Origin of the sequence: Cellvibrio sp. pealriver (assembly GCF_001183545.1) — a bacterium.
GTDB lineage: Bacteria > Pseudomonadota > Gammaproteobacteria > Pseudomonadales > Cellvibrionaceae > Cellvibrio.
Window position 1 is genome coordinate 529,724 of record NZ_KQ236688.1, and the last position, 23,705, is coordinate 553,428.

A 23,705-nucleotide genomic window follows, 5' to 3' on the forward strand; every position below is an offset into this window, starting at 1 on the left:
CAGAGTTGCCACTACACAGTTGCTAAAAAGCCCTGCCATGCAGGGCTTTTTTATTGCTGTTGACTCGTCCTGAATAAAGTTGACACTTTTCTACTCTCTACTGAGGAAAGTGTTATGAATCCCGTTATTAAACGCACCCAGCGTGATTACTCTCTCGCCTTTAAATTGGCTCTTGTCGATCAAATCGAAAAAGGAGAGATGACTTATAAACAAGCCCAGTCTCGCTACGGTATACAAGGCAGATCTACAGTCTTGTGTTGGCTGCGCAAGCATGGTCAACTGGATTGGTCATTAGGTTTACCAGCAAAAGGCCTCCTCATGTCCGATAATCCTCGCCCTCAAACGCCAGAACAGCGCATCAAAGAACTGGAACAGCAGCTCGCTCTAACCCAACAAAAAGCGGATTTTTTCGAAGCGGTGGTTGATGTACTCAAGCGCGACTATGGAGTCAGCGTGGTAAAAAAGCCGCACGGAACATCATCCAAACGAAAACGTTAGCGGGTTTATCCGTTGTCCGTGGTTGCCAGCTACTCGGCATCAGTCGGCAAGCCTGGTATCAACAATGTAAGCGGGTGCGACAACGAGAAGTGCACACGCAGATACTCCTTGATGCGGTGCAGCGTGAACGTGCATTACAACCCTGCATCGGAACGCGCAAACTACAGCGCTTGTTACAACAATCCGCATTGGTTGTGGGGCGAGATCGACTGTTTGCTTTGCTGCGCGAACATCGCCTGCTGGTTCCCACCAAGCGGGCTTATCACAAAACAACGCACAGCCATCATCGCTTTCGCAAACATCCCAATCTTCTGAAGCCTGGTGAACATCAAGTGATTCCGCAACGACCAGAACATGTTTGGGTGGCTGACATTACCTATTTACCCGTGCATCAGGGCGAGGCCTATTTGAGTTTGGTGACCGATGCCTATTCGCGCAAGATTGTGGGGCATTGCGTCCATGACAATCTGAAGGCTGAGTCAGTAATCGGTGCGTATAAACAAGCACTACAGCAGCGACGCAGTGGTGATGAGCTCATCCACCATTCAGATCGGGGTATTCAGTATTGTTCAGCGCAATACCAGAAATTGCATTATCAATACGGTGTTCATTGTTCGATGACGGATGGTTACGACTGCTATCAAAATGCGCTGGCAGAGCGTGTGAATGGTATTTTGAAAAGTGAGTTTTTGATAAGGAAACCCAGGGATCTTGCAGAAGCAAAAGTGATGGTGGCCGAGTCGATTCGGATCTACAACGAACGTCGTCCGCATCTATCCCTAGAATACAAAACGCCCGATGAGGTGCATCGGGCGTTTGGATAAATCAGTGTCAACTTATTTCAGGACTGGACATGTTTTTTATTGTTGTTTCGCAAGAAGAAAATAATCGCAAATACACTGGACTTTAAGAATTATTAATATATTATATTACAAATAGAGTGTTTGATCGCCCGCATGACTGCACTCCTGTTGTACTCTGCTGTAAGAGTTATTTGTTCACTGGGCGCATAGCCTGAATGCAATCCTTTGTCGTTGGATGGTGTAACGCTGTTTGTTAACACCACTTTGTAACCGCTGCAGTATTCTGTGGCGGTTTTTTTTTTTCAGGATTCAGCCCTGCAAGCAACAAATCGTCAGGCCATAAATCGCCAAGCCATAAATTGAAAGACAATAAAAAAGCGGTGCCGATATCATCAGCACCGCTTTTTTTGAACCGGCAGGTGTTACCAAAAACGCCAATAAATAAACGCGGTAATCCCGACAATAATGCATGTGTGGATAATATCCCACTTGTCGATGCCCGCTTTGATTTCTGCTTTTTGCTCGGCACTGATAGAACCGTACGTCAGCCCTGCAAGCTGCGCTTCCGGTGCGGGCTTGGTGAAGAAACTGACGGCGATAACCAATACGCAAATCACGATAAACAACAGCGAGCAGTAGTACAGCCAATTCATATCGACCAGTGCGTAGAGCACGCCATCTGTTGCCAGATGTTCTTTAAAAATAGTGAGCACCAAACGCAACATACCCAATACAAAACCGCTGACTAATCCAATCAGCCCGGCTGCAGGCGTAATACGCTTGGAGAAAACGCCCAATAAAAATACCACTGCAATTCCCGGTGCAATTAACGCTTGTACCAATTGCAAGTATTCATAGAGCACATCGGACACCATTTGCATAACCGGTATCCACACCACACCTAATATCACCACCGCAATGGTGGCTTGGCGGCCAACACTGAGCAGTTTGGTTTCACTGGCATCGGGTTTGAATTTTTTATAAAAATCGATGGTGAACAACGTTGCCGATGAATTAAATAAAGAGGCGAGGGAGCTCATGAGTGCAGCAAGCAAACCTGCAATCACGATGCCTTTAATACCGGATGGCAATAATTCTGAAACCAACACCGCAAACGCCTGATCGGCACTTTCTATATGGATTTTTCCCTGCGAATGCAGCGCAAAAGCAATCATGCCCGGGAACAGAAAAATAAATACCGGCAGTAATTTTAAATAACCGGCAAAAATAGTACCGCGCCGTGCGGCCTGAATTCCTTTAGCGGAGAGCACACGCTGGACAATATATTGATCGGTACACCAGTACCAAAAACCGATAATAAAAGAACCAAAAATAACGCCCGGCCAAGGAAAGTTTTCGTCGTCCATTGGGCGCATCAGGCGCATATTTTCACCATTGATTCGCTCAAGTTCAGCAAAGCCGCCGACTTTATCCAAACCCACCACCAGAATGACTAATGAGCCAATAATAAGTACTGGTGTTTGTAAAACCGATGTCCACATGATGGCTTTCATTCCGCCCAGCACAGTGTAGATCCCGGTAATCACAACCAGCCCCAGCGCAGCAATCCAGAAAAAATCGATGCCCCATAGCGAATCAATTCCCAGCACGGTTTTTAATACAACCCCGCCGGCATACACCGTTACCGAGACTTTGGTGAGCACATAGCTGACGAGCGAAATAAACGATAAAAAAGTGCGTGAGCTAGACGAATAACGGCGCTCCATATACTCGGGCATGGTGTATACCTTGCTGCTCCAATAAAAGGGCGCAAACACCCAGCCGAGCAACAAAATAATCCAGGATTGCAATTCCCAATGCGCCATTGCCATACCCGATTGCATACCTGCACCGGATAAACCAACCAAATGCTCCGAACCAATATTGGACGCAAAAATGGATGAGCCAATCACCAGCCAGCCCGCGTTGCGCCCCGCAAGAAAATAATCCGATGTGTTTTTTTCTTTTTCGAACAGTGACCAGACCACAACGGCAACCAGCAGCAACATAAAGCCAGCCAGTACCATCCAATCCAGGGAGGAGAAATGAATCATCAGCGTTACCTTTTTATTATGTTTCAACGAGTCATTGGCGTTTAAGCCACAGCGGATCATACGTAAAACCAGATATTATTGTAAGATAATAATCGGGTGAAAATGCCTCAAAACCCCTTAATAACAGTGAAGTTGCGTGTGTTTTTGTCATCTTTGATGGCGGAATGACGTTATTTTTTTAGTTGGTGTGTAATGGTAAGAATGACTTTTAGTGCGGGAAATTCCATCTAAAAAAGTATTTTTATCTGTTGACGTAAATTGCTGGCGGGGATAGTATTTTATTTGTCTTACAATATGCATAATAAGTGGCGTGCTTCAGTCTAGGTTGGCTTGGTTGCCATCCTGCATTACCCGCACGAGGTAATGGCATTCACTTATCGTGTCCGTTCTAAGGCAGTTCATAAGACAAATAAAACACCGATTTAATAATAATGATTGTTGCAGCAAGAGAACTCATCCATGCAGCAATCACATACGGGAGATCCTCATGTTCCAGAAAAAAACACTCAGTATGGCGGTAGCCATGGTTGCAGCCTTCGGCGCTGGCCTGCCTGCATTTGCACAACAACAAGATGAACAGATCGAAGAAATCGTTGTTACCGGTATCCGCGGAAGCTTGACGCAAGCGTTGGATGTTAAGCGCAATAACACCCAAATCGTGGATGCGATTGTGGCGGAAGACATTGGTAAATTCCCCGACAACAACGTTATCGAAGCAATGCAACGTATTACCGGCGTGCAAGTCACTAACCGCGGTTCAGGTGAAGTTGCCGGTATTTCTATTCGTGGTTTGACCGATATTAATACCACCGTAAATGGTCGCAATATTTTTACTGCATCTGGTTTGGCGGTGGCTCTGCAAGATATTCCCGCCAGCTTGATCAAGCAGGTGGATGTCTACAAAACCCGTTCTGCATCGCAAATTGAAAATGGTATTGCCGGCTCTGTTGATATTAAAACCCAGCGTCCATTTGATTTTGACGGCAGCAAAATTGTTATCGCTGCACGCGCAATCAATCAAGAACAAGCAGATAAAACCGACCCTAATATCAGCGTCTTGGCCAGCGACCGTTGGGAGACCAGTTCAGGTGACTTCGGTGCATTGGTAAACCTTTCATTCGCTGAAACAAATTACCGCGATCAAAGTATTACTGCGGGTGCGATGGTGCCATTTGCAACCGATAACCCGGTTGCGCCTTTTGGCAATTACGAGCGTATTTTCCTGGATAAACCCGGCGTAGCTGAAAATCCCATCTGGACTCCAGGCTTGTTAAATGGTTTGCCTTCTGCGCCAGGTTCCACGCTGGATATCAATGGCCAGCCGATGGAATACATCCTTGGCCGCGATGCGGTATTCGCGAGTGATTTCACCGGTAAGCGTGAGCGCTCTGCAGCAAACGTCTCGTTACAATTTGCACCTAACGACACGTCTGAATATACCTTTGAAGCGTTTTACAACGGCTACCGCAACGATTCTTTCAACTCGCTGTTATTTACCTTTGCTGATTGGTGGGGTTCTTATGCCAACAGTCCAACAGCGGCTGCCGATGCAAACGTCGTATTGTTTGAAGGCACCAATATTGTTAAATCGCGCAGTGTAAAAGATAACTGGTCGTTCACCAGTGGCGATTTAACTACCGGCAAAACCGATAGTTTTGTGTATGCATTGGGCGGCGATTGGCAGCTGACTGATGATCTGAATGTGAAGTCAGAAGTGGTTTATCAGGAAAGTACATTTGAAACTGATTTTATTGCCGCGCGTTATGAAAATGCACGCTACGGTTTGAATGTAGACTTTAATGCAGGTGGTGGAATTCCTGCGTTCAGTTTTATCGATAACCCTGCCACTACCAATTTGAATGAAGCTGATGTTGCTGATGTTGCCAACTGGAAAACTGCCCAGCTGTACGACAACGCCAACAAAAACGAAGGCGATGCAGTCACCTTTACCACCGATGCTACTTACGATGCAGCGCTGGGTATTTTCACGCAAATTAATGCGGGTATCCGTATTGATCAACGCACTGCGGCAGAATCGTTTAGCCGTCAGGAAGGTTTTAACAACGCTGTCGCCATCACTGACGAACTGACCTACATCAACAGTGGTTTCTTTGATGGACAAGCCGATGTGCCAACAACCTGGGCTGTTGCCAATGGTTACTATCTGCGCTCCAATGCCGATCAAATGCGCAGCGTGTACGGTTTGCAAAAGAAGCGTATGGATGAAAGTTTTAACATTGATGAGTTGACTGCATCTGCCTATGTTACTGGCCAATATGAGTTTGAAGTTGCTGGCAGAAAATTGGATGGTGAAATTGGTGTTCGCTATACCGGTTCTGAAACGGATATGGAATTTACTGATACCGCTTCAGCTGGCAGAGATGTTTATGCCGATTCAACAGACACTTCCACGTTCTTGCCAAGCCTCTCATTACGCTATGAATTAGCAGATGATCTTTATGCACGTTTGGCTTACACCGAAACGTTGCGTCGCCCTAACTTTGCTGCACTCAACTCGCAAATTATTTATAACGAGGATGTGACCGGCATTGGTTATGGTACTGCAAGTGGCGGTAATGCAGACCTTAAACCAACTGAATCCAAAAACTACGATTTCTCATTGGAATGGTATTTTGCAGAATCAAGTTCCCTTTACGGCACCCTGTTCAAGCGTGAAGTAGAAGGTTTTGTTATTGATTTCCGTCGTCAGGTACAGCACACCAATGAAGATGGCGAAACGGGCACTTATGTGTTGAGCCAACCGTTCAATGCGTCTAATGGCGAATTGTCTGGCCTTGAATTGGGTGCAGTGTGGTTCCCGCAAAACTTGCCTTGGTATCTGGATGGCTTTGGTATCCAAGCAAGTTATACCGCGTTGGATTCATCGCAAACTACACCTATGACCAACTCAGCTGGTGAAATTACCGGAACCAAAGAAACTGATTTGTTCGGTGTTTCCGATGAGTCTTACAGTGTTGTGTTGGCGTACGATAAAGACAATCTTGGCATGCGTTTATCTTACGCATGGCGCAGTGAGTTCCTGAACAACTACGAAGCTGCACTGTTTGCAAACCCACTGGAAGTTTGGAGAAAACCAGAAGCCAGTATGGATTTACAAATCAGTTACCAAGTGACCGATAACCTGTCATTCACATTTGACGGTACCAACTTGACCGAAGAAATTTATCAAAGTTACTACGGTGAAAATGGTTCAACCACGAATAACTTCGGTTCTGCGTTATACAGCCGTACGTTTGCAGTGGGTGCGCGTATAACGTTCTAAGCATGCAATACTGGTAACAGGTAAATTGCACAAAGGGCAGCTCGCAAGAGTTGCCTTTTGCATTTCATAAGCCGATAAAAATAGAAAGGTAAACGTAATGAAACAATGGGTTGTTTTGCTGATCTTGTTGGGCTGCGTGACGAAAAGCTACGCCCTTGAACTTGTTCCCCTACGCGATGTGCAATTGTTGGATGGCCCCTTCCTGCAAGCGCAAAACACCAATAAAGAGTACGTCATGGCATTGGATGCCGAGAAGCTGCTTGCGCCGTTTCGGCGTGAGGCCGGGTTGCCGTATAAAGAAACTTACGGCAATTGGGAATCCACCGGGTTGGATGGCCATATGGGCGGCCATTATGTCTCGGCGTTGGCATTGTTATATGCATCCACTAAAGACCCTGCGGTGAAAAAGCGTTTGGATTATGTGATTGCTGAATTAAAAAAATGCCAGGATAAATTGGGCACTGGTTATATTGGTGGTATTCCCGACAGCAAAAAAATGTGGGAGGAAATCGCCAAAGGTGATATCCGCGCCGATAATTTTTCCACCAATGAGCGCTGGGTGCCTTGGTATAACATTCACAAAATGTATGCTGGCCTGCGCGATGCTTATTGGTATGCGGGGAGTAAAGATGCAAAAAACATGTTGGTGAAACTCTCCGATTGGACAATTGCACTGACTAACAATTTATCGCCTGAGCAAATGCAAACCATGCTGCGTACCGAGCATGGCGGCATGAATGAAATTTTTGTAGATGTAGCAGAGATTACCGGCGATAAAAAATACCTGAAACTGGCTGAAGCCTTTTCCCATCAGGCAATTTTACAGCCTTTGGAAAAACAACAAGACCATTTGACTGGCTTGCATGCCAATACCCAGATTCCCAAGGTGATTGGTTTTAAACGCTACGCAGATGCAACGAATAATGCGGACTGGAATCGTGCCGCAGAATTTTTTTGGCAAACAGTAATTGATAAACGCACAGTAGCGATTGGTGGTAACAGTGTGAAAGAGCACTTCCATAACACTGCCGATTTCGCGCCTATGGTGCATGAAGTAGAAGGGCCGGAAACCTGCAATACCTACAATATGCTTAAACTGACTGAGTTGTTGTACTTGTCTTCTGGTGATCCTTCAGGAAAAAAATCGTCTACTGGACAATCTGCGCAGCAATTGACCGTGCCTCAAACAAAATATGTGGATTACTACGAGCGCGCACTCTATAACCATATTTTGGGTTCGCAAAATCCGCGCACCGGTGGATTTGTCTATTTCACGCCTATGCGCCCCAATCATTACCGTGTTTATTCGCAGGTGCACGACGGCATGTGGTGTTGTGTAGGCTCTGGTTTGGAGAGCCATTCCAAATACGCGGAATTTATTTATGCGCGCGATAAAAAATCCAAACAAACGCCCGAAATATTTATCAACTTATTTATTCCATCGCGTATGGAATGGAAAGAGCAGGGCATCAAGCTCACACAAAACACCTTATTTCCCGATGCTGAAACTACATCGATAGTCATTGATAAAGCGGCGCGTTTCCGTTTGCAATTACGTTACCCAGGGTGGGTAAAAGCGGGTGCGCTCGGTTTGCGTGTTAATGGTAAAACGATTGATGTAACCCAACAGCCAGGCGACTTTATTGCGCTTGAACGCCGTTGGAAAAAAGGCGATAAAGTGGAGCTGACCCTGCCCATGCATACCGCGCTGGAAAAAATGCCCGATGGCTCAAATTACTATGCAATTTTGCATGGCCCCATAGTGCTGGCCGCAAAAACACAACCCTTCACAAACGAAACGCTCAATTATTTTAGCGATGACTCGCGCATGGGGCATATCGCACACGGGCAAATGTGTCCACTTGAAGCTGCACCATTTTTATTGGGCAATTCGCAGGATTTTATCCAGAAATTAAAACCCGTCGCAGGCAAGCCATTAACCTTTGATGCCACAGGGCTCATTAATGGCAAGCAAATGTCTCATGTTGAATTGATCCCATTTTTCCGCTTGCATGAATCGCGCTACAGTATTTATTGGCCTTACACAAACGCGAATGATCTGGAACAGGCTCGCGCAAAAGCCGCGGACGATGAACAGGTGCGGTTACTATTGCAGGCAAAAACAATTGATCAGGTTGCACCGGGTGAACAACAACCGGAATCAGATCATTTCTATAAGGGCGAGCAAAGTGAGACGGGTTTATACGAAGGCCGCCACTGGCGTCACAGCCGTGCCTGGTTTAGTTATGAACTGAATGATAAAAAGCAGGAGGCAAAAGCGCTTCAGATCACCTACGCAGGCATTGATTCCGGCCGCCGTTTTGATATTTATTTAAATGATGTAGTGATTGCCAAAGTAGAATCTACAGGCAATGCACAAGCATTTTTCACAGTGGATTATGCTATTCCAGATGATTTGGTAAAAAAATCCAAGGGCAAATACACACTCAAATTTGTTGCCGCGCCCGGCTCTATTGCGGGTGGTATTTATGGTGTCAGGTTATTGCGCAACTGAAGATGTTGTTGTTTTCTCTGAAGAATCTGCTGCAGATTGTTGCGGCAGGTTTTTCGTGAAGTTAATTAAAAAATGTTCATACGTGATTTCTGTTTCGATTTTCTTTAACGCACGCTCATAACGTTTTAAATAATATTTGGCAGAATTTTTGGAAAAAACAGTATAAATATCGATTGCATCTTGAGGGATTGTGATCGTACGTATATTCCCTGCGCGCCCACTTATATTTGCTTCATATTCAACTGCATAGCGATCCGGGCTATAAAACGCGTCAAAGCGGCCATTCACTGTCAGAGTAATTCCTCGTGCAGGAATATTATTCCCGCTCAGGGGGATGAGTTTATTGCTGCTTGTAGCCAGTGTGGTTGAGTGAAACCCACCTTCCCAGACAACAATATCCAGGTCTTTTTTCTGGCTGATGTCGTCTGCTGATTTCAGATCACTGGTATTGGGAACGACAAATACAGACTCTGTTGTGAAATAGGGGCTGGCGGGGTAGGCAAACATTTCGATGCGAGCATCAGTTTTAGCCAAAAAAAGCGCAGCATCCAATCGCTGGTGATCGAGCAAAAAAACCAGACGTGAAAGCGGATAATTAACGTATTCAACTTCAACCCCCATCGCCTGGGCAACCTTATCAAAATACGCAATAGCAGCGCTGGGCTGTGTTGAGTGTTGCGGGAAGGTATGAGGCGGCAAATCAAAGTAACCCACCTTCAGCGTTTCCGCCCAGGTGGTATATGACAGCGCCGCAAGAACGCTGAAAATAATGACAGAATGTTTCCGCATGACATGAGTGACACTAAAAGGAGTTTATTAGCCCTAGTCAGCCAACGGGCTTCGGTCAAATGTCTTCCTTTGGCATCCTGTACCAATAATCCCTTCAGCTCTAAATCTAACGGGTACTTGTTACTTTATATTATAAGATAATAATAAATTATTATTGAGTGTTGAATTGAGTCGTGACACACTAATCTGGCTATAAAAATAATGTTTTTATGCCGCTACAACCTGTTTTACCCCAATTTTTGTCCGCAAATCGCTTTTACCTGTCGAGGATCTATTCGCTGGGTGAGAGATTTATTGCCTGCGGATATTTAATTGTCAGACATAACTCAATAATCATAAGTAGGAGTAGAGAGAGATGAGTATCAAACAATCTGCATTGCGGTGGTTGGCTGCCCCCTTGGCTGCGTTGGCACTGGGCGCACAAGCCTTGAATACCCAGGCCCAAATATTGGCACCAACCGTACCCGGTTTTATCAATGCATCTGTACATGACCCTTCGGTGATCAAGGTAGGCAGCGAATACTATGTATTTGGTTCGCATTTAGCCGCAGCCAAGTCACCGGATTTGCTCAAGTGGTATTCGATTGCCGACGGCGTGAGCGAGACGAATCCGCTGTTCAATAACGTACTTACTGAATTAGCAGAAACCTTTTCCTGGGCGCAAAGCAATACGCTCTGGGCGGCCGATGTAATCCAACTGGCCGATGGCAAATTCTATATGTATTACAACGCCTGCAAAGGCGATTCACCTCGCTCTGCGCTTGGTGTTGCGGTGGCCGATAAAGTAGATGGACCTTACGTTAATAAAGGCATCATTTTGAAATCGGGTATGTGGGGACTAGCGAGTGAAGATGGTACGGTTTACGACGCGCGTAAACATCCAAACGCTGTTGATCCGGATACATTTTATGATGCAACCGGAAAGTTGTGGATGATGTACGGCTCCTATTCCGGTGGCATTTTTATTCTGCAATTGAATCCTGAAACCGGGATGCCATTGCCGGGGCAGGGCTACGGCAAACATTTGCTCGGTGGCAATCACAGCCGTATTGAAGGCGCGTATGTTTTGTATAGTCCTCAAACATCCTATTACTACATGTTCACGTCTTTTGGTGGTTTGGATGCAGTCGGTGGATACAACATCCGTGTGGCGCGCTCATTGAATCCCGATGGCCCTTATCTGGATGCGCAAGGCAATGACATGGCCAACGTAAAATCCAATGCTGCGTTACCTATTTTTGATGATGCCTCCATCGCACCCTACGGTGTGAAATTAATGGGCAATTTTTTGTTTGAACGCAAGTTGGGTGAAACCGGTAGCGGAATCGGAATGGGTTATGTATCGCCGGGCCACAATTCTGCGTATTACGATGCGGCAAGCGGAAAGCATTTTATTATTTTTCATTCACGTTTCCCCGAGCGCGGTGAAGCGCACGAAATCCGCGTGCACCAATTGCTGATGAATGCCGATGGCTGGCCGTTGGTTGCGCCTTATCGCTACGCAAATGAAACGCTGGCCAGTGTGCGCCGCGATTTTATTCCCGGTGATTTCCTGTTGGTCAATCATGGCAAAGATATTTCATCTGCAATTAAAAAATCACAACTGGTTAGCTTGAATTCATCAGGCGCTATTACCGGTGCCGCAACCGGCAGTTGGGCATTGGTTGGCGATAATCATATTGAAATTAATCTGGATGGCGCGCCCACCTATAAAGGGGTATTGCTCAATCAATGGGACGAAACCGCCAAAACCTATACGCTGACATTTACCGCGCTTTCCAATCAAGGCGTTGCTATTTTTGGCAGCAAGCTAGCTAAAAAAACCGATGCACAAATAGTGGCGGCGATCAAAACAGAATTAAGTTTGGGTGATACGTCTGCGGTAACTTCCAACTTAACCTTACCCGTGGAAGCTGCCCGCAATGCAACTATCAATTGGAGTTCATCCAACACTGCCGTTGTCAGTACTACAGGCATAGTAAAACGCCCCGTAAATGGCTCGGGTGATGCACTGGTGACCTTGGTTGCCACAATTAAAAAAGGCACAGCGACCACTACGAAAAGTTTTACCGTTGTAGTGCGTGAAGAAAGTGCCAGCGGTTTGATTGCCCACTACGCATTTGATAATAATTTGAATGATTCCACCGGTGTGTTGGCGGCGGGAACTGTCAGCGGCAATTTGATTGGCGCTGCAGGCGGCAGTGTTAGCTACACCAGTGGTGTTGCAGGTAGCGCAGCTGTGTTTAACGGCAACAGTGGTATTCGCTTGCCGAATGGAATTATCACGAAAAATACATATACCGTATCGCTTTGGTTAAACCCGGATCAACTCACCGCATTCTCCACCACATTTTTTGGAGCCCGCGATGGCAATTCCTGGGTGAGTTTATTGCCCATGGGGCACGGTTGGGTCAATGGGCATTCTATGTTGTGGTCAGGTACCGCTTGGTATGACGCAGGGTTAGGAATGAACATTCCGGTAGGCCAATGGAGCCATGTGGCATTTGCCGTAAATAATGGTGCAGTGAATGTCTACGTCAATGGCGTAAAAAAATTCAGCGGTGTGAATTTCCCTAACGTGTTTACCACCAACACGGGCGTGTTCTCATTGGGCGTTAATTGGTGGGATGTTCCCTACAAAGGGTTGATGGATGAGTTGCGCATTTATGAAACCGCGTTGACCGATACTCAGGTACAAGCGTTGGCTCAGTAATCGCAAAATTAAATATCACCTTAAGGGACACTTCTTAATGGAAGTGTCCTGAGTAACCTATCTGGTTTAACTTATTTTGGTTTAATTTATTTTGGTTTAACGTATCGTGGCTAATTAATGGAGTCAGTAATGAAAAAAATAATTGCAGGTTTTTGTCTATCTTTCTTTGCCAGCTTTTCTTCGGCAACAGTGATTAATTTTGATGACTTATCGGGCGATCCTTATGAATCACTAAGCGATGGATATCAGGGATTTAATTGGTTGACCTTGGCAAGTATCAATAAAAATGATTATCCCGATACCGGTTATGCTGCAGGAACAGTATCGGGAAATAATGCCGCGTTTAATCAATACGCGGCTGATGTCAGCATTAGCCTGTCTTCTGCTGGAACATTTGATTTTATTGGTGCGTTTTTTACCGCAGCCTGGATTGGCGATTATTTTCATGAAATCAGTTTTGAAGGCTTTTTAGATGGCGTATCTATTTATTCGCTGGATTCAGCTATCGCATTGGCCAATGATTCTCCGCTGTGGATTCAATTGGATTGGACAGGTATCGACCAGCTGAATATTTACAGCAATCTCGCCGGTTGGGATCAGTGGGTGATGGATGACTTTACCGTCGCTATCAACAGTACAAGCGTGCCAGAGCCATCCGCTTTGGTGCTCGTGTTGATGGGCGTGTTAGGGATAGGTGTATTGCGTTATCACCGCGCTACAAAAAAGCAGCATTAATCATCCGCTGTGAATAATGTAAATCGCTAAAACAAAAACCAAAACTAAAAACAAGATAAGAAAAATAAAAAGTTTAATAAAAAAGCCGATATCGGGGTTATTCGATATCGGCTTTTTTTGATGAGAGATTGGCGTTATATATTCATCAGCGCTACTGATGTTGCCGTGCAATAAGATCCGCAATAGGGTCAACGGAATTTAATTTTGCATCAATCACATCGGCTTGCGCGCGGGTTTGGTGGAGCAATGAAATAAGTAAGCGGACATCATCGTACATTTCACCGTGTGTTTCGTTGCTTAAACGCCTGCCCATTTCTTGCGCCAGACGCATTAATTCAGCTAGTTCGTGCGCGGTTTCACCTTGCTCTTCGCGCAATACATTGTCACGTAACACATCATTTCTGGACATGATATACCTCCGTTAAAAACCACATTCCCTTCAAGGGGATTGCTATGCCTTGTTACAGCCTAGCGTCATTGTGTGTTTAAAACAAAGAGTTAATGCTCATAAAATTAGCTGCTTATGATCAAAAAGTTATGAAAAATAGAAGCGATTTTTTTGTGATGTACTGCACTTATTCCTTTAAGTGCATTTTTTAACATCGATTAGCGGATTATTTTAGTCGTTTACTTTTGTAACTCTCTAATTCGTTTTCATTGACTAGCGGCCAGCCTTCTTTATCCCAGTGGATATTCAGGATTTTTAATTTCTGCAAATAGTTATCAGCAGTTTCATAAGCGTGCAATACCAAATAGTCTTTTCCGTCCCAGCTATAAGCACTGTTGTGACCAAGTCCAACCCATTGTTTATTGCCTTTGATCAACAGGCTGCCACCGCCATCATTCATATCTTTTCCTGCGCGATCCAAATAGGGGCCGGTTACGTTTTTAGAGCGGCCAACCACCACGTGATAGGTTGAGCCTGCACCTTTGCAGCACAATCCCCATGAAGCAAATAAATAATAGTACTCACCTTTTTTCATAATAAAGGGTGCTTCAATTTCGCCTGGCCCTGCGTTGCTGTTGATGTCGGCGGGTACTTGATCGCGCCGTGCAATACTGTGCCATTCTTGTGGTTCTGCCGGACGGGTCAAATCATCATTGAGTTTGAAAATTTTCAAGCCACTCCAGAACGAGCCAAAACTCATCCACGCAGTACCTTGTTCGTCCACAATCACAGCGGCGTCAATTGCATTCCACATGTCGCGGTTGGGCACGGATTGCAGCACTATGCCTTTATCTTCCCAGCGATAATCCGGTGATGCCGGATTCAAGGTTTTATTCACCGTCACGCCTATTGCTGAGGTGTTTTTACCAAAAGCAGAAACCGAGTAATACAAATAATACTGGTTGTTGTGGTGGATGATATCTGGTGCCCATAAATGGCCATTAAATCCCGGCGCGACTGATTTTGCCCAAGTGGGCTCAGTGGCAAATGCGCGATCCGATAGGGTCCAATTCACCCGATCTTTGGAGCTGTAGATGGTGATACCGGGGCCAGTACTAAACAGGTACCAGGTATCGCCCTCCCGCGCCATCACAGGGTCATGTACATCGACTTGTTTGGCGCTGGTAATAGAAGCCGTCAGTAGTAAAGCAGTTGCACAGAGGAGTCTGGCCAGATGTCGGGTTAGATTGAAGCGGGTAGAGTGGGTTGGTCGCATAAATCTCTCTCTATTGGTTTAATTTTTTGAATATGTAATATAATATTAATCTTTAAAGAATAATAGTTAACGAGCGTTAAGTCTGCTGGCAGATATTCTGTGCGGCTTACCTGTGAGGGGGTTTTATGAAGTATGCGTTGAGTTTTGCCATCCTGCTAATGACTGGGGTTCTGGCATCTTGTTCTGATACAAGCAAAAAAGAGGATAACGGGCAGCAGGATACAAAAGTATCCGGTGTATCTGCAGTATCGGACGTTCCGGTAGCGCTTATCCCACAGCGAGCGGATCCTTTTATCCATCGCACACCGCAAGGCCATTACTACTTTATTGCTACTGCGCCTGAATTTGACCGCATCGACATGCGCAGCGTTGATTCGCTCGCGGGGCTCAGCAGCGCAGAGGCCAAAACGGTGTGGCGTAAACATGCTAGTGGTGCCATGGGAGCCAACATTTGGGCACCGGAACTACATTATTTCGATAACACCTGGTACATCTATTTTGCTGCGGGCGATACTGAACAGCCTTGGTTAATCCGCATGTATGTACTTGCCAATCGCAATGCTGATCCACTGCAAGGTGAATGGGAGGAGTTAGGGCGGGTCAATACCGCGCGCGATTCTTTTGCGCTGGATGCAACCAGTTTTGAACACAAAGGCCAACGTTATTTGGTGTGGGCACAAAAAGATCCGGAGGAAAAATTAAACTCGGCTTTGTATATCGCGACGTTACTATCGCCTACGCAAGTCGGAGAGATAGAAACCGAAATTTCCCGCCCGGAATTGGATTGGGAAATTCAGGGTTACAAAGTCAATGAAGGCGCTGCTGTGATTGCACGCAACGGCAAAATTTTTATCAGCTATTCCGCGAGTGCAACTGATCACCGCTATGCAATGGGGTTGCTCTGGGCCGATGCCGATGCGGACCTGCTCAATCCCAGTTCATGGCACAAGCTGCCGCAGCCGGTATTCAGCACCAATGAGCATCTGAATCGTTACGGCCCCGGGCACAACAGTTTTACTGTGGCTGATGATGGTCAAACTGACATTATGGTATATCATGCGCGCGACTATCTGGAGCTACAGGGCACTCCGCTCACCGATCCTAACCGCCATACCTATATTCGTCGCCTCAACTGGACAAGCGAAGGTTTTCCGGATTTTGGGCAAGATAAAGCGGATTCGGAGTAATTCCATTAACGATCAAAATGAAAAAACCGAGAGTCTATTTTTAATGACAAGCACTACGGCAATTAGCCAAAAAATTTTTGGCACTACACCTGCAGGTGAAACAGTCACGGAATTTACCCTGACCAATAAACAAGGCAGCAGCGTAAAAATAATCACTTTGGGCGGCATCATCACCGAATGGCATATGCGCGATAAAAACGGCGAGCTTGCCGATGTCGTGTTGGGTTTTGATACCCTCAAGCCCTATTTGGATATTGGCCCTTATTTTGGAGCGCTTATTGGTCGTGTCGGCAACCGTATCGCCAATGCACAATTCACATTGGATGGCACAACCTATCTACTGGGCGCAAATAACGGCAGCAATAATTTGCACGGTGGCCCAATCGGTTTTGATAAAAAAGTATGGAGCGCAACGGCAGCAGATCATGAAAATGGCCCTGTGTTGACATTGCGTTTACTGAGTGAAGACGGCGATCAGGGCTTTCCTGGTAACCTCAATGTGATGGTGACTTATCAGTTCACACACAATGATGAAATCATCGTGGATTACTTCGCCACTACCGATAAAGCGACTCCGGTCAATTTAACCCAGCATACGTACTTCAACCTGGCGGGCAAAGGCGATATTTTAAATCACCAGATGCAAATTTTTGCCGACCACATTAATGCCGTAAACGACATTCAAATTCCCGTTGGCGAACCTATGCCAGTTGCCAATTCACCATTTGATTTTCGCAGCCCGCGTGCCATCGGTGAATGCATTAATGCCGATCATGAACAAATCAAAAATGGCTTTGGTTACGACCACAATTTTTTGATCAATCAAAACGCTTACAAAGAATTAACACTCGCTGCGCGCGTTGAAGAAGCAACCTCTGGTCGCGTACTGGAAGTGTTTACTGAAGAGCCCGGCGTTCAATTTTATTCCGGCAATTTTTTGGATGGTTCACTGACCGGCAAGGGTATTACCTATCAAAAACGCACCGGTTTTTGTTTGGAGCCACAACATGCGCCAGACTCTATTAACCAACCGCAATTTCCGTCGATAGTGTTGCGCCCCGGCGAGGAATATAAAACGCGGACGATTTTTAAACTGTCGGTTAAATAATTGTCTGTGTAGATTGCAGTAAAAAACGCCCTGCGCTTGAAGGTGCAGGGCGTTTTTTATTGGGGGGGTAATCGTTACTGCCTTAGTTGACGTCATCCGGTCTACTAAAGCTGCTGCCCAACATCCATACCTTTGTGCAAAATCCTTACGATAAAAATGCTGCCTGCAAGACCGTATTTGTAAAAAACAACATGACTACCTACCGGGAATTTTTTATAGCCAATACGGATATATTCACAGTCAGTGCCAATGTGGGCATTTTCAGCGAGCAACCTGAATGCATCGTCGAGTTGTTTCAGATATAGATTTCGTTGCGTTATGCCCCAGCGCTTTTCTGTGAATTGTGCGATTGAACGTAAATCGGATTTGGCTTCCTTACTCAGTTGAAATAATTCCATTTAGTTTTTTTGCTCATCCAGTTCGTTTAGGAAATCGCTGTAGTTGTATTCAGCTATGCCGCTTTCTTCACCTTGGATGAGCATTTGACGCAATGCCTGGAGTTTATTTTCAGAGTCCTCTAGTAAACGAAGACCTGCTCGAACTACTTCACTGGCTGAGCCATAGCGGCCAGACTCTAACTGTGAGCTTATAAAACTATCGAAATGTTCACCTAGCGTAATGCTGGTATTTTTTGCCATAAGAACCTCTGAAATACTGAATTATGGTATTTGTTGGTATCGTATGAGCTATTTTGAGTAAAAATCAAGCTGTTTGATATTACAAAAGCCTCTATCCCCCTATGTAAAGACACCCATTACCACCTTGGCTTCCCGGGTTTTTCTCGGTAAACTCAATTTGTCTTATAATATTAAGACAATAACAATCAACCCCTGCTAACAATAACGAACAGGTGACTACTATGTACAAGCGTTTTCTGGCCGGGCTCGGCCTTTTGCTCTGCAGTTTTACCGCCTCGGCGATTACCCTTTCCGGCCTTATCAATTCCCATGATCCGGGCACCATTACTAAAGATGGCAATACCTATTTTCATTTCACCACCGGAACGGGCATTTGGTATTCCACATCGATCAATCTGACTAGCTGGACGGGCGGGCCAAGCCCGGTGTTTAGCACTTACCCTGCGTGGATTTCTAACAAAATCCCGGGTTTTAGCGGTTCGTTTTGGGCACCGGATGTGATCCACATGAATGGCTATTACTACCTCTATTACTCGGTATCTACGTTTGGAACTTCAGTGTCGGCAATTGGTGTTGCGCGCTCCGCATCGCTTACGTCACCTGGCTGGCAAGATTTGGGCATAGTGGTGGAGTCGTTTGGCGGTAGTTCTGAAATTAATGCCATTGACCCAGCGCTATACCGCGATCACGACGGCAAGGTGTATATGAGCTACGGCTCATTTTTTGGTGGAATTGGTATCGCTGAAATTAATCAATCCACCGGAAAGTTAAATGGCAGCGTGACCAAAATTTACGGCGGCAATCACGCTGATATCGAAGCGCCTTACATTTCACGCAATGGCGATTACTACTATTTGTTTATCAATCGCGGTGCTTGTTGTAACGGTGCGAGCAGCACCTATTACGTGCAGGTTGCGCGCTCCACATCTATCTATGGTCCTTATACCGATGTACGCACACTGCTACCCAATACCGACGGCAAATATAAAGGTCCCGGTCATATTGGTGTGCTGAAGCAAGACGGCTGCAATTATGTATCCACCCACTATTACGATTTGAATGACAACGGCAATGCAAAACTCGATATTTTAAAAATGACCTACAGCAATGGTTGGCCAACATTGACGCGCAGTTTTTCGGTGGCGAGTTGCGGTGGTGTGAGTGATGGTTTGTATCGCCTTACTGCGCGTCATAGCAATAAGGATTTAATGCCCGCAGCAAAATCCAATTCAAATGGTGCAATGACCCAACAAGAAACCTGGAATTCATATCGCGCACAACAGTGGTATGTGATTAACCAAGGCACTGGTTATTACAGTTTGATCAACGCCGCGAGTTTAAAAAGTCTGGATGTGTACAACAACTCTACTGCAGCCGGCGCAAATATCGCGCAGTGGGATTATTGGGGTGGGGCAGGGCAAAAATGGAGCCTGACAAGCAGTAGTGGTTATTACACCATTAAATCACAGCTGAGTAATTTGCCGTTGGATGTGTTGAATTTGAGCACCGCAAACGGAGCACAAATTATTCAATGGAATGCAACCGGTGCAACCAACCAACAATTCAGTTTAACGCGTTTGAAATAAATCTGTTTTGCAAACATAACGCGGCTTCTGATGTTAATCGTGTTTCTGTACAGGGTTTGATATCGGAAGTCGTATTACTCTTTTAATCCGCGACAAAAAATACATAAGGAGAAAATTTATGAAAAAAATAGGCAGTTATTTCGTTATGTTGGGTTTGTGTGCGCTAGTTGGGTGCAGCAAGCCTGCGCCTGAATTGCTTACCAGTCCCGATCAACAGTTGCAGGTAAATGTATTTATTACTGAACAAAATACACTTGCCTATTCCGTTGAGCGTGCAGCACAGCCGGTTGTTCTCGAATCGGATCTTGGTTTGCAATTGACAACTGCCGATTTTACTCAAGGAATGATAATAGAATCACGCTCACCCATTACATCGATTGTAGATAATTACCGTTTGCGCGTTGGTAAAAAAAGTAACATTACTTATCGTGCTAATGAGCAACATTTTATTGTTAAAAATAAGCAGCAACAAACACTGACCGTCAGTTTTCGTGTATCCAATGACGGTGTCGCATTTCGTTATATAGTGACTGATCCGGCAGCTGCACAATTACAATTGGTAAAAGAAATCACCAGCTTTCAATTAGCATCCACAACAAAAGCCTGGTTGCAGCCTATGTCAGTGGCGCAGACCGGATGGAGTAATACTAATCCTTCATATGAAGAAACCTATCAAAATGATCTTGCTGTAGGCACTGCGGCAAGCCTTGGGCAAGGCTGGGTGTTTCCCGCGTTATTGAATACCGGTGAGCATTGGTTGGCGATTACAGAAAGTGGTATGGATGGCAGTTGGCACGGTTCCCATTTGCAACTGGGGGCAGCAACCGGTGAATACCAGATTGCGCCACCGCAACCAGCAGAAGTATTTATTTCAGCAACTGGAGAAAAAGGCGCATTACTTGCAAGTGCAACGACTAGCCTGCAATCACCCTGGCGCATTATTGCGATAGGTTCGCTCGCACAGTTAATGGAATCCACACTGGGTACTGACCTTGCCCATCCTGCAATTGTGATGGATGAACAATTTATTAAGCCCGGCCACTCTTCCTGGAGTTGGGCAATTTTAAAAGATGATTTCACCACCTTTGATGTGCAGAAAAAATTTATCGATTACGCTGCGGATATGCAGTGGGATTACACGTTGATTGATGCCGATTGGGATAAAAAAATCGGCTATGAAAAATTAAAAGAATTGGTTGACTACGCTGCGCAAAAAAACATTGGCATATTGGTTTGGTACAACTCATCGGGCGATTGGAATCAAACACCTTATAGCCCAAAAAGCCAATTAATCACACACGAGCAACGCATTGCAGAATTTTCTCGCTTACAAAAAATGGGTGTAAAGGGTGTGAAAATTGATTTCTTTGGTGGCGATGGGCAATCATTCATTCAGTATTACATTGATATTTTACAAGACGCTGCTGAGCACCAGTTGCTGGTAAATTTTCATGGTGCGACTTTACCTCGCGGTTGGCAGCGCACTTATCCCAACTTAATGACGATGGAGTCCATCAAGGGTTTTGAATTCACCACGTTTACGCAAGAGAATCAGGATGCTGCGCCTCCGCATATCGTAACGGCACTATTTGCACGCAACCTGTTTGATCCTATGGATTACACGCCCATGGCATTTGGCGATATTCCGAATATCAAACGCGTGACCGAAAATTCATTTGAATTGGCCGAAGCAGTATTAATGATTTCGGGTATACAACACTTTGCGGAAATTCCCGAAGGTATGGCGACAGCTCCGGATTACGTAAAAGACTTCCTGCGTGAATTGCCTCGCGAGTGGGACGATGTAAAGTTTGTGGAAGGCTACCCCGGGAAATATGCAGTGATCGCACGTAAAGCGGGTGATGCCTGGTATATCGCCGGTATTAATGCCGAGGCAGAAAGTAAAACGCTGACATTGGATTTGGGTTTTGTTGGTGACAAAAAAGGGCTTTTAATTGGCAGTGGTGAAACAGAACGCAGTTTTGAACAACAAGAAATCCATAGCAAAGCACCATCCACAATTACCCTGCGGTCTAAGGCCGGTTTTGTGATGATATTGAAATAAATTTTGCCGCTCGCTCCCAAGCTCCGCTTGGGAGTATATATCCCAAAGTAAAATTGATAGTGATCAGGCATATACGCTGCCAAGTAGAGCGTGGGAATAAGACAGAATTAAAAATAGATGTAACCTGTGAGAGAGATATTACAATGAAAAAATTATTAACCGGCGTGTTGCTATCCATTATCGTATTTGGTTGCACAAGCAAAGAATACGGAATGTCGCCTGATAAAACTGCAGCAGATCCCAATACGTTTACCAATCCTATTTATCCCAATGGCGCTGATCCCTGGCTTGAATATTTTCAAGGCAATTATTATCTAACCACTACCACCTGGACATCGCAATTAGTAATGCGAAAGTCGCCAACTTTAGCTGGTTTGGCAAGTGCAACACCCATTCATATTTGGTCAGAAAGTGAATTGGAGCGCTGCTGTAATTTCTGGGCGTTTGAATTCCATCGGTTAAAAACGGAAAAGGGTTATCGTTGGTATGTGATGTACACATCAGGTATCGCAGAAAATTTTGATCGCCAACATCTGAGTGTGATTGAAAGCGAAGGTGATGATCCGCTTGGGCCTTACACATATAAAGGTTCGCCCATGCCTGATAGCTGGAATATCGATGGCAATTATTTAGAGCACAACGGACAACTTTATTTATTGTGGTCTGAGTGGGTAAAAGACGAACAATCTATTTTCATTGCGAAGATGCTAAACCCATGGACAATTACGGGCGATAGAGTGCTGATTTCCAGGCCGGAACACGAATGGGAAAAGTCCGGTATGAAAGTGAATGAAGGGCCAGAAATTCTCAAGCGCGATGGCCGTACATTTATGGTGTATTCGGCAAGTTTTTGTAATACACCAGATTACAAATTGGGTTTGATTGAGCTGGTTGGCGATCCATTAAAGCCAGAGTCATGGAAAAAATCGCCCGAACCGGTATTCAGTAAAGCCAATGGTGTTTATGGGCCAGGGCACAATGGTTTCTTTAAATCGCCCGACGGTACTGAAGACTGGCTGATTTACCACGGCAATGCGAGCGAAAAAGAAGGTTGTAGTTCAACCCGCTCACTGCGCGCACAAAAATTTATGTGGAATGCGGATGGTACGCCACATTTTGGTGAGCCAGTTGCCGCAGGAAAACCAGTCGTTTCCCCGGCTGGTGAAAATGGCCCATTGGTAACACAGGTTCAGGGCACGCAGGTGCAGTTGGTTAGCAAAGTGAATCATCAATGTGTGGCAGTTGATGCAGATGGAAAAGTGGCACCAGCCGATTGTAATAATGAATCGTCCAACAGCTGGGCGCTGGATTACACCACTAATGGCCATTATCGCCTGGTCAACAAAGATGGAAAATTTTTGGGGCAGGAGAGTGCACATTGCTCTGCAGGTAACGCTGCCAACAAAGCGGCGGATTTAACTATTGCGCCATGGCATAACCAATTGTGCCAGCAATGGAAGTTGGTGCCGCATGATCAAGGTTGGCTTGGGTTGGTGAATGCCCAAACCCAACAGCCATTGCAATTTTCCGACTGCACTGAGCCTGCGCCTGTGAGTGAGAAGAAATCTGTCGAAGATGTGCCGCAATTTATTGAGCAAAAACCGGCATGCGCTTTATGGCGTATACAGCCATTACAAGAAGTTGCCATCACCAGTGTGCAAAGTGGTAAAGCAATCAGTTTCACTGGCGAGACAAAAGCAGGCGCTAATATTGAGCAGGATGAATGGAAAAATCGTGCAAGCCAGCGTTGGGTATTTGTGCATACTGAAAATGGTTTTTATCACATACGCTCTACCGCTAGCGATAATGTGTGTTTAAGCGTGGCTCATAAATCGATTGTACCGGGTGCGAATATAGAACTGGCTGCTTGTGGCGATAATCATACCCAATGGCAAGTGGACTTTTTAATGGATGGCACAGTTAAGTTGGCAAATCGTAAGAGTAATCTGGTTATCGATTTAGCGCATTGTGGTGTTGCGAATCACACCAATTTTGCACAAGGGCAATGGTTGAATTCCAACTGCCAGCGTTTTCAGATTAAACCCGTCCAATAGCTATGCTTAGCTG

The 23,705-nt window shown here is 45.4% G+C and carries 16 protein-coding genes; 10 read left to right on the top strand and 6 right to left on the bottom strand.

The features are described from left to right. Positions 1 to 114: 114 nt before the first annotated feature. A protein-coding gene (locus VC28_RS19455) for an IS3 family transposase (protein WP_156184249.1) occupies positions 115 to 1,322 on the top strand; the annotation gives its coding sequence in 2 pieces (ribosomal slippage) (positions 115 to 457 and positions 457 to 1,322; 1,209 coding nt in all). Positions 1,323 to 1,723: 401 nt separating this feature from the next. Here the strand turns inward: VC28_RS19455 and VC28_RS02165 are convergent. Further along, the gene (locus VC28_RS02165) at positions 1,724 to 3,355 is read right to left on the bottom strand and encodes a sodium:solute symporter (protein ID WP_049632097.1); all 1,632 of its coding nucleotides are present in this window, start codon (positions 3,353 to 3,355) and stop codon (positions 1,724 to 1,726) included. 487 nt (positions 3,356 to 3,842) lie between these two features. On the opposite strand from VC28_RS02165, the gene VC28_RS02170 reads away from it, so the two are divergent. Together VC28_RS02170 and VC28_RS02175 are read left to right on the top strand one after the other, a co-directional pair. After that, a complete protein-coding gene (locus tag VC28_RS02170; protein ID WP_049629207.1) occupies positions 3,843 to 6,638 on the top strand; it encodes a TonB-dependent receptor in 2,796 nt (931 codons plus the stop codon). Between the two features lie 97 nt (positions 6,639 to 6,735). Next, on the top strand, positions 6,736 to 9,153 hold the full coding sequence (locus VC28_RS02175) for a glycoside hydrolase family 127 protein (protein WP_049629208.1): 2,418 nt from the start codon (positions 6,736 to 6,738) through the stop codon (positions 9,151 to 9,153). On the opposite strand, the gene VC28_RS02180 is transcribed toward VC28_RS02175, so the two are convergent. Next, a complete protein-coding gene (locus tag VC28_RS02180) occupies positions 9,139 to 9,942 on the bottom strand; it encodes a substrate-binding periplasmic protein (protein WP_049629209.1) in 804 nt (267 codons plus the stop codon). The genes VC28_RS02175 and VC28_RS02180 overlap by 15 nt on opposite strands. Before the next feature lie 355 nt (positions 9,943 to 10,297). On the opposite strand from VC28_RS02180, the gene VC28_RS20055 reads away from it, so the two are divergent. Next, positions 10,298 to 12,655 (top strand): LamG-like jellyroll fold domain-containing protein, encoded by a 2,358-nt coding sequence (locus VC28_RS20055; RefSeq protein WP_049629210.1) that lies wholly within the window; start codon positions 10,298 to 10,300, stop codon positions 12,653 to 12,655. Positions 12,656 to 12,784: 129 nt separating this feature from the next. Further along, positions 12,785 to 13,390: a PEP-CTERM sorting domain-containing protein gene (locus VC28_RS02190; RefSeq protein ID WP_049629211.1), complete on the top strand. Its 606-nt coding sequence runs from the start codon at positions 12,785 to 12,787 to the stop codon at positions 13,388 to 13,390. 151 nt (positions 13,391 to 13,541) lie between these two features. Here VC28_RS02190 and VC28_RS02195 read toward each other — a convergent pair whose 3' ends face one another. Further along, entirely contained in the window at positions 13,542 to 13,799 is a 258-nt protein-coding gene (locus tag VC28_RS02195) for a hypothetical protein (protein WP_049629212.1), read from the bottom strand. A 205-nt stretch (positions 13,800 to 14,004) separates the two neighbouring features. After that, positions 14,005 to 15,054, bottom strand: coding sequence for an arabinan endo-1,5-alpha-L-arabinosidase (locus VC28_RS02200; RefSeq protein WP_049629213.1), 1,050 nt, complete (start codon positions 15,052 to 15,054; stop codon positions 14,005 to 14,007). A gap of 125 nt (positions 15,055 to 15,179) precedes the next feature. On the opposite strand from VC28_RS02200, the gene VC28_RS02205 reads away from it, so the two are divergent. Both VC28_RS02205 and VC28_RS02210 read left to right on the top strand, forming a co-directional pair. After that, on the top strand, positions 15,180 to 16,241 hold the full coding sequence (locus tag VC28_RS02205) for a glycoside hydrolase family 43 protein (protein WP_049629214.1): 1,062 nt from the start codon (positions 15,180 to 15,182) through the stop codon (positions 16,239 to 16,241). Positions 16,242 to 16,284: 43 nt separating this feature from the next. Next, entirely contained in the window at positions 16,285 to 17,349 is a 1,065-nt protein-coding gene (locus VC28_RS02210; RefSeq protein ID WP_053094143.1) for an aldose epimerase family protein, read from the top strand. Between the two features lie 104 nt (positions 17,350 to 17,453). Here the strand turns inward: VC28_RS02210 and VC28_RS02215 are convergent, their stop codons facing one another. Next, positions 17,454 to 17,747 (bottom strand): type II toxin-antitoxin system RelE/ParE family toxin, encoded by a 294-nt coding sequence (locus VC28_RS02215; protein ID WP_049629215.1) that lies wholly within the window; start codon positions 17,745 to 17,747, stop codon positions 17,454 to 17,456. Further along, complete coding sequence (locus VC28_RS02220; protein WP_049629216.1) at positions 17,748 to 17,987, bottom strand: type II toxin-antitoxin system ParD family antitoxin; 240 nt, start codon at positions 17,985 to 17,987, stop codon at positions 17,748 to 17,750. A gap of 221 nt (positions 17,988 to 18,208) precedes the next feature. Between VC28_RS02220 and VC28_RS02225 the strand changes: the two genes are divergently transcribed. The 3 genes from VC28_RS02225 (at position 18,209) to VC28_RS02235 (ending at position 23,692) form a co-directional block, all read left to right on the top strand. Continuing rightward, a complete protein-coding gene (locus tag VC28_RS02225) occupies positions 18,209 to 19,573 on the top strand; it encodes a family 43 glycosylhydrolase (protein ID WP_049629217.1) in 1,365 nt (454 codons plus the stop codon). A 118-nt stretch (positions 19,574 to 19,691) separates the two neighbouring features. Next, positions 19,692 to 21,638, top strand: coding sequence for a glycoside hydrolase family 97 protein (locus VC28_RS02230; RefSeq protein WP_082191370.1), 1,947 nt, complete (start codon positions 19,692 to 19,694; stop codon positions 21,636 to 21,638). 143 nt (positions 21,639 to 21,781) lie between these two features. Further along, positions 21,782 to 23,692 (top strand): family 43 glycosylhydrolase, encoded by a 1,911-nt coding sequence (locus VC28_RS02235; protein WP_049629218.1) that lies wholly within the window; start codon positions 21,782 to 21,784, stop codon positions 23,690 to 23,692. Positions 23,693 to 23,705 lie beyond the last annotated feature (13 nt).

What these genes read in the sequence shown, in the direction of transcription:
- VC28_RS02165 (WP_049632097.1), bottom strand. Translation starts at nt 3,355, where the DNA reads ATGATTCATTTCTCCTCCCTGGATTGGATGGTACTGGCTGGCTTTATG.
- VC28_RS02170 (WP_049629207.1), top strand. Translation starts at nt 3,843, where the DNA reads ATGTTCCAGAAAAAAACACTCAGTATGGCGGTAGCCATGGTTGCAGCC.
- VC28_RS02175 (WP_049629208.1), top strand. Translation starts at nt 6,736, where the DNA reads ATGAAACAATGGGTTGTTTTGCTGATCTTGTTGGGCTGCGTGACGAAA.
- VC28_RS02180 (WP_049629209.1), bottom strand. Translation starts at nt 9,942, where the DNA reads ATGCGGAAACATTCTGTCATTATTTTCAGCGTTCTTGCGGCGCTGTCA.
- VC28_RS20055 (WP_049629210.1), top strand. Translation starts at nt 10,298, where the DNA reads ATGAGTATCAAACAATCTGCATTGCGGTGGTTGGCTGCCCCCTTGGCT.
- VC28_RS02190 (WP_049629211.1), top strand. Translation starts at nt 12,785, where the DNA reads ATGAAAAAAATAATTGCAGGTTTTTGTCTATCTTTCTTTGCCAGCTTT.
- VC28_RS02195 (WP_049629212.1), bottom strand. Translation starts at nt 13,799, where the DNA reads ATGTCCAGAAATGATGTGTTACGTGACAATGTATTGCGCGAAGAGCAA.
- VC28_RS02200 (WP_049629213.1), bottom strand. Translation starts at nt 15,054, where the DNA reads ATGCGACCAACCCACTCTACCCGCTTCAATCTAACCCGACATCTGGCC.
- VC28_RS02205 (WP_049629214.1), top strand. Translation starts at nt 15,180, where the DNA reads ATGAAGTATGCGTTGAGTTTTGCCATCCTGCTAATGACTGGGGTTCTG.
- VC28_RS02210 (WP_053094143.1), top strand. Translation starts at nt 16,285, where the DNA reads ATGACAAGCACTACGGCAATTAGCCAAAAAATTTTTGGCACTACACCT.
- VC28_RS02215 (WP_049629215.1), bottom strand. Translation starts at nt 17,747, where the DNA reads ATGGAATTATTTCAACTGAGTAAGGAAGCCAAATCCGATTTACGTTCA.
- VC28_RS02220 (WP_049629216.1), bottom strand. Translation starts at nt 17,987, where the DNA reads ATGGCAAAAAATACCAGCATTACGCTAGGTGAACATTTCGATAGTTTT.
- VC28_RS02225 (WP_049629217.1), top strand. Translation starts at nt 18,209, where the DNA reads ATGTACAAGCGTTTTCTGGCCGGGCTCGGCCTTTTGCTCTGCAGTTTT.
- VC28_RS02230 (WP_082191370.1), top strand. Translation starts at nt 19,692, where the DNA reads ATGAAAAAAATAGGCAGTTATTTCGTTATGTTGGGTTTGTGTGCGCTA.
- VC28_RS02235 (WP_049629218.1), top strand. Translation starts at nt 21,782, where the DNA reads ATGAAAAAATTATTAACCGGCGTGTTGCTATCCATTATCGTATTTGGT.